Here is a 12,702-nt window from a genome sequence, read left to right as displayed (position 1 = left end):
AATATGTCCACGAAATCGAAGCGCTGCTGCAAAACATCAAAGAAGAAGTGATCGACCGTGAGCTACGGAATTAGCCCGACCGTGTTTGCGCGGCTGATGGCGTATTTCGCCGGCGAGGAAGATATTCAAAAAGTCATCTTGTTCGGCTCGCGGCACGGCCCGCTACAATTCCGACATTGACTTGTGCATCGATTACACCGGCAAGCAAAAGTGGAAAATCAAAGATGACATTGACGAGATTGTCGGCATTTATTCGTGTGATGTGCTCTTTTTCGACGCGCTGAACGAAGCCATCAAGCGCCAAATCGAGCGCGACGGGAAAACGATTTATGAGAAATCTCCGTCGTGAGCCTAGGCGGCCTGCCCCGCATGAGCGGGCGGCTGTTTTTTGTGTCCGGCGGCCTTAGGGCAAGCGCGCTGTCCGTTTTTCAGTTGCATCGAAAGCGCTGTTATCGGTACAATGGAACTCACATTTCGCACCCTCCCGACAAAAATCGGGAGGATTTTTTTTTCGCCTTGCGTCGAATGAATCTTTGAAACACAAGGAAAGCGAAGGAGTTTTCACACCATGGGCATTCCAATCGATGCGGTCTATGAAGGTTCCTATTTGAATATAATAAGTGCCATATTCAAGAAGCTTGGCCTCCTCCAGTTGATTGACCGTCTCGTTCCGGTCGATCCTCAATGCCAAACCCGAACGAGCGATGCCGTTTAGGCCATCGTCTACAATCTTTGACGGCCGGCAAGCGCTCGTTCACTTGGAACGATGGGCGCATGAGATCGACTTGCCCAAGCTGATCCGTCTTGGACTTCACCCCTCTTGGTTCAATGACGACGCTTTGGCGCGCCATCTGGATCGCCTGTATGAGGCCGACATCCATCACGTCACGTCGGCTTGTCTCGTGCAGATCTACAAGAAGGAAGACCTCCCTCTTTGGGTGTTTCATGCCGATACGACCGATAAGACGGTATATGGTGCGTACGAAACGAACTCGACCGAAGGCTTGCAAATCACCTATGGCTACAATCGGCATCATTATTGGCAAAAACAGATGGGATTCGGGTTGGTCGGCAATCAAGACGGCCTTCCGTTTTACGGAGATGTGCACGACGGCCATCTGCCCGATAAGACATGGAATCCTTCCGTGTTGGCACGGATGAAAGAATAGTTTGAACGCGCGGGAATCGAAGACGAATGGATTTACGTGGCCGATTCGGCCGCCATGACGCGCGGCACCTTGGCGCAAACGAAAGCCGCCAACGCCTTTTTGATCACGCGCGGCCCGGCTTCGCTTCGGATCGGCAAAACGGCGCTGGACCAAGCCGATGCCGAGGACACGCCGTGGAGCGATCCGTTCGTCTTGGCAGAGAAAAACGGCGCCGCGTATCGAGTGTGGGAAACCGCCTCGACGTATGAAGGCCATCCGGTTCGGCTGATCGTCGTTGAATCCAGCGCGCTGGACCAACGAAAAGGGAAGAAACTTGAAAACAAACGGAAAAAAGAAGCAGAGCTTCTTTCACAAGAACAAGCCCAATGGGAGAGCCGCCTGTTTTCCTGCCGGGAAGACGCCGAACAAGCGCTGGCGTCTCTCAAGGCTTCCCTTCGCCCTCGGTTCCATCGCGTCGAGGCGTCCGTTGACGAGGTCATTCGCCCGAAAAAACGGCGCGGACGGCCGAAAAAAGGGGCGGAACCGGAGGTGGAAACGCGGTTCGCCCTTCGCCTGAACGCGGCATTCGACCAAGAGGCGTGGGAGCGGGCGAGACGGAAAGCGTTCCGTTTTGTCTTGGTCACGACCGTTCCGGAGGAATGGAAGGGCCAACCGATGGACGCGAAAGAGATCTTGAAGCTGTATAAAGGCCACATCTCGGTGGAAATGAACTTTGCCTTTTTGAAAGACCTGTTCTTTACGGATGAAATCTATGTAAAAAAACCGGAACGGGTCGGGGTGCTGGGGTATTTGTTTTTGTTGGCGTTGGCCATTTATCGCGTCTTCCAGCGCCGGGTGCGCCAATTCATTACTCCGGAGCAGCCTCTAAAGGGCGCAGGAGGACGCAAACTGACCCGGCCGACGGGGCAAGCGATCTTTCAGTTGTTTCAGTATGTCAAAGTGGTGCTTCTCAAGCAGCCAGACGGGCAAATCCAACGTGCGTTAAGCCAACCGCTCACGTACGAGCAGCGAAGGATTCTGCAAGGGTTGGGGTTGGACGAGAGCATTTACGTCTAATGGGATAAAGAACGACCAGCGATGGTAAAAAAAGGATTGCCATCGCTCGTTGTGTTGGTTCAAAAGTTATTCTAAAAAAACAAATAAAAAATCCTTTCGTTCTACTTAGTAGGGGTGCGAAATGTGAGTTCCAATGTCAAATGAATCCTTGAAATACAAGGAAAGTGAAGGAATTTCCACACCATGGACGTTCGAATTCGTATCATTTATGAAAGTTCCTATTTGAAATAATAATCGCTATCCTTGAGAACCTTGGCCTCCATCAATTGAGCGTCGTTTTGTTCAGGAATTCTCCGCTTTGTTCCACTAGGATGTTAGTGTTTGCATCAATCTATTCCTCTTCTGCAAACATTGAACACTTCTCCTCCCTACGGTATGGGAAAATCATTGTGTTTGTTTCCCCACCATGCTATGATCATTAGTAAAGAAACCAAGAAATTTGGTTATTTTTTTGGAAGGAGGGGAATAATATGGTACCATCAGATTCGATGACAAAGGAGAAGGTACCGATGGACAATATCCCTAACCGTAAGAAAAACCTTGTGAAACGAATTGCCGTATCGAGCAAAAAACAAATTACGATCCCAAAGGATTTTTATGAGCAATTAGGAATTGGAAACGAGGTGTTAATTGAGTTAGCGGATAATAAGTTAATTATTCATCCTATTCATGAGGATCATTTTGACTTTTCCGATCTGATTTTAAAAGACTTGATCGAAGAAGGATATACAGGCGAAGAACTATACAAAGAATTTGTATACCGTAAATCGCAAATTGCCCCTGCATTCAACGCGATGATTTCTGAGGAAAGACCGAAGGCAAAAACGTATACCGCGGATACGTTAGAGGAGTTATTTGGTGAAGATGATGAACCATAATCGACTGCAATTGCTTCCGAAAGCAGAAAAAGCCATTAAAAAATTGACAAAAAAGGATGCAGCTCTGAAGCAGCGTTTGATCGAAGCCTTGCGGCAGATTCTTACCGATCCCGCCGAAGCAGGGGAAGCGAAAACTGGTGATTTGGCAGGAATTTACGGTTATGACATTTATCATCGAGGCATCAATTATGAGATTGCTTATTTGATCGACCAAGATGACAGCGGACATGTTGTGGTGGTGGTGGTTTTGGTGGGGACGCGTGAAAATTTTTACGAAGAGCTGAAGCGTTATATGAAGACGAATCAAGCGCCATTTTCGAAGCCATAGATGCAGATCCATTTAGGACAATGGGCAAAGGAGAACGATGGCATGGATGAACGAGAATCGATTGTATTATCGTACCAGCGCGCGTTTCGATTGTTGCTTCATTTGAAGAATGTCATTGCCGCGTCGAAGCAAGTGTCGGCAGAAGATGAACTGCTGAAGGAAGTATATCGTGATTCGATCGTGAAAAAGTATGAAATTTTGGAAGACCAGCTCTGGAAGCTGTTGTCGCGAATTTTCAAAGCGTCCGGTCTGGAATTGAACAACCCGCGGGCATGTTACCGCCAGGCGTTTAAGGAAGGGTGGATTCAGAATATTGATGTATGGAACGATATATTGCACTCGCGAAACGCTGCAGCCCATGTATATAACGAGGAAGACTATGAACAGATTAAAAACCGAATTGTATCACAATATGTCCATGAAATTGAAGCACTGCTCAAATACATCAAAAAAGAAGTGATCGATCGTGACCTATGGAATGAGCCCGACCGTGTTTGAACGGTTGATGGCGTATTTCGCGGGCGAAGAAGATATACAAAAAGTCATTTTGTTCGGCTCGCGGGCGCGCGGCACGGCCCGCTACAACTCGGACATCGACTTGTGCGTGGACTACACCGGCAAACAAAAGTGGAAAATCAAAGAGGATCTTGACGAGATTGTCGGCATTTACTCATGTGATGTGCTCTTTTTCGACGCGCTGAACGAAGCGATCCGGCGGGAAATCGAGCGCGACGGGAAGACGATTTATGAGAAATCTCCGTCGTGAGCGTAGGCGGCTTGCCCTGCATGAGCGGACAGCCGCCTTTTTTGTCCTTTTGCGCCTGTTGGGACAGATCGGCTTCGGAGCGGAGGCCAGGATTGTCCGTTTTTTCTTGCACCGAAAGCGCCGCCATCGGTACAATGAAGTCGGCAACCATTGGCAAAGGAGACTCGCGATGAAAATCGGCTATCGGACATTGAAAACGGCGGTGGGGGCGGCGCTGGCGATTGCCATCGCTCAGCTGATCGGTCTTCATAACTTCGCTTCCGCTGGCATTATCGTCATTTTATGCGTCCAAGTGACGAAAAAGCGGTCGCTTGAGACCGCCCGGGCTCGTTTTGCGGCGTGCGTCGTCGCCATTGGGTTTGCGGCGTTGTTTTTTACCGTCTTCGGCTATCATCCGTGGACGATCGGGCTGTTGCTGCTGCTGTTCATTCCAGTGACCGTCAGGCTGAAGGTGAACGAGGGCATTGCCACAAGCTCGGTCATTATTTTGCATTTGTATGCGGCCGGGGACATCACGTGGGGATTGGTCGCCAATGAGATCTTGCTCGTGGCGGTTGGCATTGGGGTAGCGCTGCTGATGAACATGTACATGCCGAGCGCCGAGAAGGAGCTCAAAGAGTACCAGCGCATTGTCGAAGATTTGTTTCGCATTATTTTAAAAGAAATCGTCCGCTACTTGCGCACAAATGAGCTTGATTGGGATGGAAAAGAGCTGCCGCTTGCGGCGGAGACGCTCGACAAAGCGAAAAAACTCGCCATGCGCCACGCCGACAATCAATTATGGCGGAATGAGGATGAATATGTCCGCTACTTCCGCATGCGTGAGCGGCAGTTGGAAATCATCGAGCATATGCTTCCGCTTGTGACATCGCTCGTCTACACGGTCGAGCAGCGGATGATGGTCGCCGATTTTATCGACGAATTAAGCGACGCCATTCATCCGGGAAATACGGCGGACCGCTTTTTGCGGCGCCTTGCCGAGATGCGCGAACAGTTTAAAGCGATGCCGCTGCCAAAGACGCGCGAGCAGTTTGAAGAGCGGGCGGCGTTGTTTCATTTAGTGCGCGAATTGGAGCGATATTTAATCATCAAAAGCGAATTCCATCCCGGAAACGAACGAAAACCGCAGCGGCTGAAGGCATGATGCAGGGCATATGTCCATCCGTTTTGGCGCACACTATAGCCAAACATTCAAGCAAAGGATGGACGGATATGCGGGTATGGTTGGCCATTTGTCTCGTGCTCACCGCCGTGTTGGGAGCGCCTTTCCAGACAGCGGCGGAGGCGAAGCCGCTTGTCATTGTGAACAAAGCGATCAATAAGCTCGCGCTCGTCCGCGACGGCCGCATCGAAGCCGTTTATCCGGTGGCGACCGGGGTCAATGCCGATTTGACGCCGGAGGGGATGTTTACGGTGACGGTGAAGGCGAAACACCCGTATTATCGGAAAAAGAACATTCCAGGCGGGGCGCCGAACAATCCGCTCGGCGCAAGGTGGATCGGCTTTAACGCGCGCGGGACGGACGGGCGCATCTACGGCATTCACGGCACGAACAACCCGGCGTCGATCGGCCGGTATGTGTCGCAAGGTTGTGTGCGCATGCACAACCGCGATGTCGAGCATTTGTATGAACGGGTGCCGATTGGCGCCAACGTGCTCATTCTCCGCAGCAACGAATCGTTTTACGCCATCGCCAAACGGCACGGCGCTGTCCAATGAAAAACGCAAGCTTCCGGTTTCGGAGCTTGCGTTTTTTACGCCGGATCGCGCTTAAAACCACATGCTGATGCCGGCGAGGAGCGTCGTCAGCAGCATGCAAATGAGCATTACATACACGATGAATTTTTGCGTTTTCCGCGACAACGGTCCGTCCTCCTTCCGTCCGCTGTTCTACGTTTATTGTAACGGCAAACAGCGGAGCGGACAAGGAAAAAAGCAGGATGAGAGATGAAACGAACCGCTCCATGGCTTGACCGTTGCGCAGACAAAGAAAAACAAAAAAAGCAGGATTTTTTGTCGAAACGGCGAATAATAAAACGTTGGCCTCATCATTTTGCAGCAAAGGAGACCAAGACGATGCAGGTGAAAAAAGTCGACCATATCGGCATTGCTGTCCGCTCGATCGAGAAAGCGCTTCCGTTTTATACGGATGTGCTCGGCCTGCCGTTTCTCGGCATCGAGGAAGTCGAGTCGGAACAGGTGAAAGTGGCGTTTTTGCAGGCGGGAGAGGCGAAAATTGAACTTCTTGAGCCGCTGTCGCCAGAGAGCGCGGTGGCGACATTTATCGAGAAGCGCGGCGAAGGGATTCATCATGTGGCGCTTGGGGTGGAAGACATCACCGAGCGCATCCGCGAGCTGAAGGAGCACGGCATCCGTATGATTCAAGATGCGCCGAAACGCGGCGCCGGCGGGGCATGGGTCGCGTTCATGCACCCGAAATCGACCGGCGGCGTGTTGTATGAGCTTTGTGAACGGACGAAAACGGAGGGACACCAATGAGCGACATGTACGACAAAATCAACGAACTGTATGACCGCCGACGTGAGATTGAACTGGGCGGGGGCGATGAGAAAATTGAACAGCAGCACGCGAAAGGGAAGCTGACGGCGCGCGAGCGGATTGATTTGCTTTTGGACGAAGGGACGTTTGTCGAGCTCAATCCGTTCATCGAGCACCGCTGCACCGATTTTGGCCTCGGGGAAAAGAAGGGGCCGGGTGACGGGGTGGTGACCGGCTACGGGAAGATCAACGGCCGCACCGTGTTTGTGTTTTCGCAAGATTTCACCGTCTTCGGCGGGGCGCTTGGGGAAATGCACGCGAAAAAAATTGCGAACATCATGGATTTGGCGGCGAAAACCGGGGCGCCGGTCATCGGTTTGAACGATTCGGGCGGCGCCCGCATTCAAGAAGGGGTCTTGTCGCTTGACGGGTACGGACACATTTTTTACCGCAACGCCATTTATTCCGGCGTCATCCCGCAAATTTCCGTCATTATGGGGCCGTGCGCCGGCGGGGCCGTCTATTCGCCGGCCATCACCGATTTTGTGTTCATGGTCGAAAAAACGAGCCAAATGTTCATCACCGGTCCGAAAGTGATTGAAGCGGTGACCGGGGAGAAAATCAGCGCTGAAGATTTAGGCGGCGCCCGCGTGCACAACACGATCAGCGGCAACGCCCACTTTGCGGCAGCGAATGAAGAGGAGGCGCTCGCTGAAGTGCGGCGGCTCTTGGGCTATTTGCCGTCCAACAACAACGAAAAGCCGCCGTTTGGCCCGATTCCGGATGGGGATGACTACCGCCCCGATTTGGCCGATGTCGTGCCGATTGACGCCGTCCGCCCGTACGATGTGCGCCACGTCATCGCCCAAGTCGTCGATGACGGGTCGTTTTTTGAGGTGCAAAAAGATTTCGCGAAAAACATCGTGATCGGCTTTGCCCGCATTAAAGGCGAAGTGGTCGGGCTTGTGTGCAACCAGCCGAAGTTTATGGCCGGCGGGCTGGACATCGACTCGTCCGATAAGGCGGCGCGGTTTATCCGCTTTTGCGATTCGTTCAACATCCCGATCATTACGTTTGAGGACGTCACCGGCTTTTTCCCAGGCGTCAAGCAGGAGCACGGCGGCATCATCCGCCATGGGGCGAAAATTTTGTACGCTTACTCGGAAGCGACCGTGCCGAAAATCACCGTCATTTTGCGGAAAGCGTACGGCGGCGCCTATGTCGCCTTAAACAGCAAATCGATCGGCGCCGATGTCGTCTATGCGTGGCCGAACGCGGAAGTGGCGGTCATGGGGCCGCAAGGAGCGGCGAACATCATTTTCGCGGGCGAAATTGAAAAAAGTCCGAATCCGGAAGAAACGCGGGCGCAAAAAATTGCCGAATACCGCGAGAAATTCGCCAATCCGTACGTCGCCGCGAAATACGGCATGATCGATGACGTCATTGACCCGCGCGACACGAGAATCAAGCTCATTCAGGCGCTCGAGATGCTGCGAAACAAGCACGAGGAGCGGCCGAAGAAAAAGCATGGAAATATTCCGCTGTAAACGAACGGGGGCCGAGGGGCCCTTTTTTGTTGCTCGGCTCTTCATTTTCGCACGGGGATTCACGTATGTCAGGCTCTTTCCGATGCCGCGCTTTCCAATCGCTCACCGGATTTTTCGCCTATATACGGACCTGACATTTGATCCGGCCGTCCGCGCTGGTGCATTTCGAGCGCGTCCGTATGCGTCTTGATCGTGCGGATCGTTCCGGCGTCCGGTTTGGCTCTTGGCGGAACATTTCGGTATACTTAAGGTGGAGTACATAAGCAGGAGGAAAAAAGCGATGGTCAATGAACAGCGTCTTGTCGACGAATTTTTGGAACTTGTGCAAATCGATTCGGAAACGAAGCATGAAGGGGACATTGCGAAGGTGCTCAAACAAAAGTTTGAAGCGCTTGGCCTCGATGTGATCGAAGACGATGCGGCCGCGAAAACGGGGCATGGGGCAGGCAACTTGATTTGCACGCTCGCCGCGACGAAAGACGGGGTCGACCCGATTTACTTCACGTCGCATATGGATACGGTCGTGCCGGGCAAAGGGGTGAAACCGTCGATCCAAGACGGCTATGTCGTCACCGACGGGACGACGATTTTAGGGGCGGACGACAAGGCGGGCTTGGCGGCCATGTTGGAAGCGATTCGCGTGTTGAAAGAGCAAAACATCCCGCACGGCGTAATCCAGTTTATCATCACCGTCGGCGAAGAGTCGGGGCTTGTCGGGGCGAAGGCGCTTGACCCGTCGCTCATTCAAGCGAAATACGGCTATGCCTTGGACAGCGACGGCAAAGTCGGCAACATCGTCGTCGCCGCCCCGACGCAGGCGAAGCTGAAAGTCGTTGTGCACGGCAAAACTGCCCATGCCGGCGTGGCGCCGGAAAAAGGAGTGTCCGCCATTACGATTGCGGCGAAGGCGATCGCGAAAATGCCGCTCGGCCGCATCGACGAGGAGACGACGGCGAACATCGGCCGCTTTGAAGGCGGCACGCAAACGAACATCGTCTGCGACCGCGTTGATATTTTAGCGGAAGCCCGTTCCCTCGTTCCGGAAAAAATGGAAGCGCAAGTGGCGAAAATGAAAGAGGCGTTTGAAACGGTTGCCGCGGAAATGGGGGGGCGCGCCGATGTCGAAGTGGAAGTGATGTACCCGGGCTTTAAGTTCAGCGACGGCGACCATGTCGTCGAGGTCGCCAAACGGGCGGCGGCAAACATCGGACGGCCGTGCAAGCTGGAGAAAAGCGGCGGCGGTAGCGATGCCAACATCATCGCCGGCTTCGGCATTCCGACGGTCAACCTCGCAGTCGGCTACGAAGAAATCCATACGACGAATGAGCGGATGCCGATTGAAGAGCTGGTGAAGCTGACAGAGATGGTTGTCGCCATTGTTGAGGAAGTCGCCAATGCCGAATGAGCATCCCGAGGCTGGATGCTCTTTTTTCTTGAACCTTTCGGTAAACATTCGGCCGGAATGAGCCGATAAAAAAAGCAGAGTGCGAATCACGAAAGAGGTGGCGGGGGAATGGACAAATACGTGGTGTTTCGCGTCGAGCGGGAACAGTACGCCGTCTCGATCGCGTATGTCGTCTCGATTGAGAAAATGACGGCGCCGACGGCCGTGCCGCATATGCCGGATTGTATGGCGGGCGTCGCGCGCATCCGCGGCGAGCTTGTGCCGGTGCTTGATATGCGGGAATTGTTGTACGGAAGAGCGATTGAGGAAACGGATCAGACACGCCTCATTGTCGCCGCTGTGGATGGCTTGTCGGTCGCGTTTATCGTCGATGAGGCGAAAGAGATCGCCGATATTGAGCCTGAGGCCATTAAACCGCTTCAACTGATGTCCGCGGAGCGCACGCCGTATGTAGTCGGGATGGCGGCGCAAGCCGACCGGCTGTTGACCGTGCTTGACCCGCGCGTCTTGTTTGCCCATTTGGACGAGGCAGAGGAGATTCGCGAGCAGGTGGCCGCTGCCCAAGCCGCTGCCCGGGCAGGAGAGACGGTATAGGTGTTTGCCTATACCGTTTTTTCTTCCGCGCATATCCTAATCATGGAAATGAACTTCAACTCATGAAGAGGAGGCGCATTCCATGGTTCGACCGTTTGGCCCGTATCCGGGCGGCTTTTATCCGCCGTACTTTGGCGGCTACGGCCACTATCCGTATGGCTACTATCCTTATTGGCACGGGGGCTACGGCGGCTATCACCATTTTCCATACGGGATGTATGATGGCCACTATCCGTTTTCCCCATACGGCTTCCCGCACTATGGAGGCTACTAAGCATGAGGGGCGTTGCGCCCCTTTCATTTTCAATATGAAAATGGCAAACAAATCCGTCGTGCAGACTCGTTCATAAATCGGTTTAGAAAAACTTGCAGGCAAACGTAAACGTATGGTATGTTGTTTGATGAACAAACAAAAACGGAAAGGGACGTTGAATCATGGCGAAACAGCAAATCGGCGTCATCGGACTGGCGGTCATGGGGAAAAACTTGGCGTTGAACATTGAAAGCAAAGGCTATTCAGTGGCGGTCTACAACCGTTCGCGCGAAAAAACGGACGAGTTTTTGCAAGAAGCGAAAGGAAAAAACATTGTCGGTACATACAGCATTGAAGAATTCGTCAACGCCTTGGAAAAACCGCGGAAAATTTTGCTGATGGTGAAAGCGGGAGCGCCGACGGACGCGACGATCGAACAGCTGAAGCCGCATTTGGAGAAAGGCGATATTGTAATCGACGGCGGCAATACGTATTTTAAGGATACGCAGCGCCGCAATAAAGAACTCGCTGAACTCGGCATTCACTTTATCGGCACGGGTGTCTCCGGCGGCGAGGAGGGGGCATTGAAAGGTCCCGCGATCATGCCGGGTGGGCAAAAAGAAGCGCATGAGCTCGTGCGCCCGATTTTTGAAGCCATCGCTGCGAAAGTCGACGGCGAGCCGTGCACGACGTACATCGGCCCGGACGGCGCGGGGCATTATGTCAAAATGGTGCATAACGGCATCGAATACGGCGACATGCAGCTGATCGCTGAAGCGTACTTCCTGCTCAAACATGTGCTCGGCATGGATGCGAACGAATTGCACGAAGTGTTTGCCGACTGGAACAAAGGCGAATTGAACAGCTACTTGATTGAAATTACGGCCGACATTTTCACGAAAATCGATGAAGAAACAGGCAAGCCGCTTGTTGATGTCATTTTGGACAAAGCTGGGCAAAAAGGGACGGGCAAATGGACGAGCCAAAACGCCCTCGATTTGGGCGTGCCGCTGCCGATCATCACGGAATCGGTGTTCGCCCGTTTCATCTCGGCGATGAAAGACGAGCGCGTGAAAGCAAGCAAAGTGCTGGCAGGCCCAGCGGTGAAGCCGTTTGAAGGCGACCGCGCCCACTTCATCGAAGCGGTGCGCCGCGCGCTTTATATGAGCAAAATTTGCTCATACGCCCAAGGGTTTGCGCAAATGAAGGCGGCTTCTGAGGAATACAACTGGAACTTGCGGTACGGCGACATCGCCATGATCTTCCGCGGCGGCTGCATCATCCGCGCGCAATTTTTGCAAAAAATTAAAGAGGCGTACGACCGCGATCCAGCGCTTTCGAACTTGCTCTTGGATCCGTATTTCAAAGACATTGTCGAACGCTACCAAGACGCGCTCCGCGAAATCGTCGCCACCGCGGCGATGCGCGGCATTCCAGTGCCAGGATTCGCCAGTGCCCTCGCCTATTACGACAGCTACCGCACCGCGGTGCTCCCAGCCAACTTAATCCAAGCGCAGCGCGATTACTTCGGCGCCCACACGTACGAACGCGTTGACAAGGAAGGCATTTTCCATACGGAATGGTTGAAATAAGAAAAAAGCCCTTAGAGCCGAAGGCGGTTCTAAGGGTTTTTTGTGCTTGATAAAAATTCTCTCCAACCGGTAAGTTGCCCGATATCATCGCCTTGCAGACCTTTCCGTTCACGCTGGGCATCTGATTGCGTGCGTTGATCAATGGCATCGCCGACCATCATCGTGATGAAAACTGTAGGTGAGTAAATTTGTAGTGATTCTTTTCCCGTGCAACGAAAGGCTGTTGCTAGTTGCTTTTTTCCTTCGCTAAATCCGCGACTTCGGCGACGGTTAACCCAGTTCGCTTGGCTACCTCGTGAATAGGTAGAACATCTAGAAAGTTTTTGGCGATTTCGACAGCTTTCTGTTTTTCTGCTTCTTTCACTGCTTCTTCCTTTTCTTGCTCCAACTCTTCAACTAACAATCGCATAACTTTTGTCATTTTGATCCACTCTTTTCAATCAGAAGCGACAGCTCAATTTGCTGTGAAGGGGGGAGATGAGATGGAAGTACTGATGCGGAAATCAAAATTGAAAGTACTGTAGATGAGCATTTTTCATTACAATAATTTCCATGGTTAGAGAGACAAACAGGGTACCCCTTACGCGATACGGAGCTGTTTTTTGATCACATCAA

At 52.6% G+C, this 12,702-nt stretch carries 13 protein-coding genes and 3 pseudogenes; 14 read left to right on the top strand and 2 right to left on the bottom strand.

Going from position 1 to position 12,702, the window contains the following annotated elements; translation table 11 throughout:
• Nucleotides 1-96 precede the first annotated feature (96 nt).
• The 8 genes and pseudogenes from JCR24_RS10995 (at nt 97) to JCR24_RS10960 (ending at nt 5,916) form a co-directional block, all read left to right on the top strand.
• A pseudogene (locus tag JCR24_RS10995) lies at nt 97-349 on the top strand (nucleotidyltransferase domain-containing protein).
• A 219-nt stretch (nt 350-568) separates the two neighbouring features.
• Nucleotides 569-2,225: pseudogene (locus JCR24_RS10990) on the top strand (IS1634 family transposase).
• 470 nt (nt 2,226-2,695) lie between these two features.
• The gene (locus JCR24_RS10985; RefSeq protein WP_233130393.1) at nt 2,696-3,103 is read left to right on the top strand and encodes an AbrB/MazE/SpoVT family DNA-binding domain-containing protein; all 408 of its coding nucleotides are present in this window, start codon (nt 2,696-2,698) and stop codon (nt 3,101-3,103) included.
• Nucleotides 3,090-3,431, top strand: coding sequence for a type II toxin-antitoxin system RelE/ParE family toxin (locus JCR24_RS10980; RefSeq protein WP_050572321.1), 342 nt, complete (start codon nt 3,090-3,092; stop codon nt 3,429-3,431). The genes JCR24_RS10985 and JCR24_RS10980 overlap by 14 nt, the downstream gene beginning before the upstream one ends.
• Nucleotides 3,432-3,473: 42 nt before the next feature.
• On the top strand, nt 3,474-3,929 hold the full coding sequence (locus JCR24_RS10975; protein WP_033006466.1) for an HI0074 family nucleotidyltransferase substrate-binding subunit: 456 nt from the start codon (nt 3,474-3,476) through the stop codon (nt 3,927-3,929).
• On the top strand, nt 3,910-4,197 hold the full coding sequence (mntA, locus tag JCR24_RS10970) for a type VII toxin-antitoxin system MntA family adenylyltransferase antitoxin (protein ID WP_081132527.1): 288 nt from the start codon (nt 3,910-3,912) through the stop codon (nt 4,195-4,197). The genes JCR24_RS10975 and mntA overlap by 20 nt, the downstream gene beginning before the upstream one ends.
• Nucleotides 4,198-4,366: 169 nt before the next feature.
• Nucleotides 4,367-5,341 carry an aromatic acid exporter family protein gene (locus JCR24_RS10965; protein WP_129447089.1) on the top strand — a complete coding sequence of 325 codons (975 nt, stop codon included), beginning with the start codon at nt 4,367-4,369 and terminating at the stop codon, nt 5,339-5,341.
• A gap of 68 nt (nt 5,342-5,409) precedes the next feature.
• Complete coding sequence (locus JCR24_RS10960) at nt 5,410-5,916, top strand: L,D-transpeptidase (protein ID WP_238980615.1); 507 nt, start codon at nt 5,410-5,412, stop codon at nt 5,914-5,916.
• A gap of 51 nt (nt 5,917-5,967) precedes the next feature.
• Here JCR24_RS10960 and prli42 read toward each other — a convergent pair whose 3' ends face one another.
• Entirely contained in the window at nt 5,968-6,060 is a 93-nt protein-coding gene (prli42, locus tag JCR24_RS10955; protein WP_020755294.1) for a stressosome-associated protein Prli42, read from the bottom strand.
• Nucleotides 6,061-6,273: 213 nt separating this feature from the next.
• Between prli42 and mce the strand changes: the two genes are divergently transcribed.
• The 6 genes from mce to gndA all read left to right on the top strand — a co-directional run bounded on the left by mce (nt 6,274) and on the right by gndA (nt 12,087).
• Nucleotides 6,274-6,696 (top strand): methylmalonyl-CoA epimerase, encoded by a 423-nt coding sequence (gene mce, locus JCR24_RS10950; RefSeq protein ID WP_238980614.1) that lies wholly within the window; start codon nt 6,274-6,276, stop codon nt 6,694-6,696.
• Entirely contained in the window at nt 6,693-8,243 is a 1,551-nt protein-coding gene (locus tag JCR24_RS10945) for an acyl-CoA carboxylase subunit beta (RefSeq protein WP_011231831.1), read from the top strand. The genes mce and JCR24_RS10945 overlap by 4 nt, the downstream gene beginning before the upstream one ends.
• 280 nt (nt 8,244-8,523) lie before the next feature.
• Nucleotides 8,524-9,648 carry a tripeptidase T gene (locus JCR24_RS10940; protein ID WP_033005758.1) on the top strand — a complete coding sequence of 375 codons (1,125 nt, stop codon included), beginning with the start codon at nt 8,524-8,526 and terminating at the stop codon, nt 9,646-9,648.
• 108 nt (nt 9,649-9,756) lie between these two features.
• Nucleotides 9,757-10,242 carry a chemotaxis protein CheW gene (locus tag JCR24_RS10935; protein ID WP_238980613.1) on the top strand — a complete coding sequence of 162 codons (486 nt, stop codon included), beginning with the start codon at nt 9,757-9,759 and terminating at the stop codon, nt 10,240-10,242.
• Between the two features lie 82 nt (nt 10,243-10,324).
• Nucleotides 10,325-10,516 (top strand): hypothetical protein, encoded by a 192-nt coding sequence (locus JCR24_RS10930; protein WP_012820645.1) that lies wholly within the window; start codon nt 10,325-10,327, stop codon nt 10,514-10,516.
• Between the two features lie 161 nt (nt 10,517-10,677).
• Nucleotides 10,678-12,087 carry an NADP-dependent phosphogluconate dehydrogenase gene (gene gndA / locus JCR24_RS10925; RefSeq protein WP_238980612.1) on the top strand — a complete coding sequence of 470 codons (1,410 nt, stop codon included), beginning with the start codon at nt 10,678-10,680 and terminating at the stop codon, nt 12,085-12,087.
• A gap of 226 nt (nt 12,088-12,313) precedes the next feature.
• Here the strand turns inward: gndA and JCR24_RS10920 are convergent.
• Nucleotides 12,314-12,523: pseudogene (locus tag JCR24_RS10920) on the bottom strand (transcriptional regulator); the annotation flags it as partial.
• Between the last annotated feature and the right edge of the window lie 179 nt (nt 12,524-12,702).

The organism is Geobacillus sp. YHL (assembly GCF_022341265.1).
GTDB classification, from domain to species: Bacteria; Bacillota; Bacilli; order Bacillales; family Anoxybacillaceae; genus Geobacillus; species Geobacillus thermoleovorans.
This window is presented reverse-complemented; position numbering and strand designations above follow the sequence as displayed.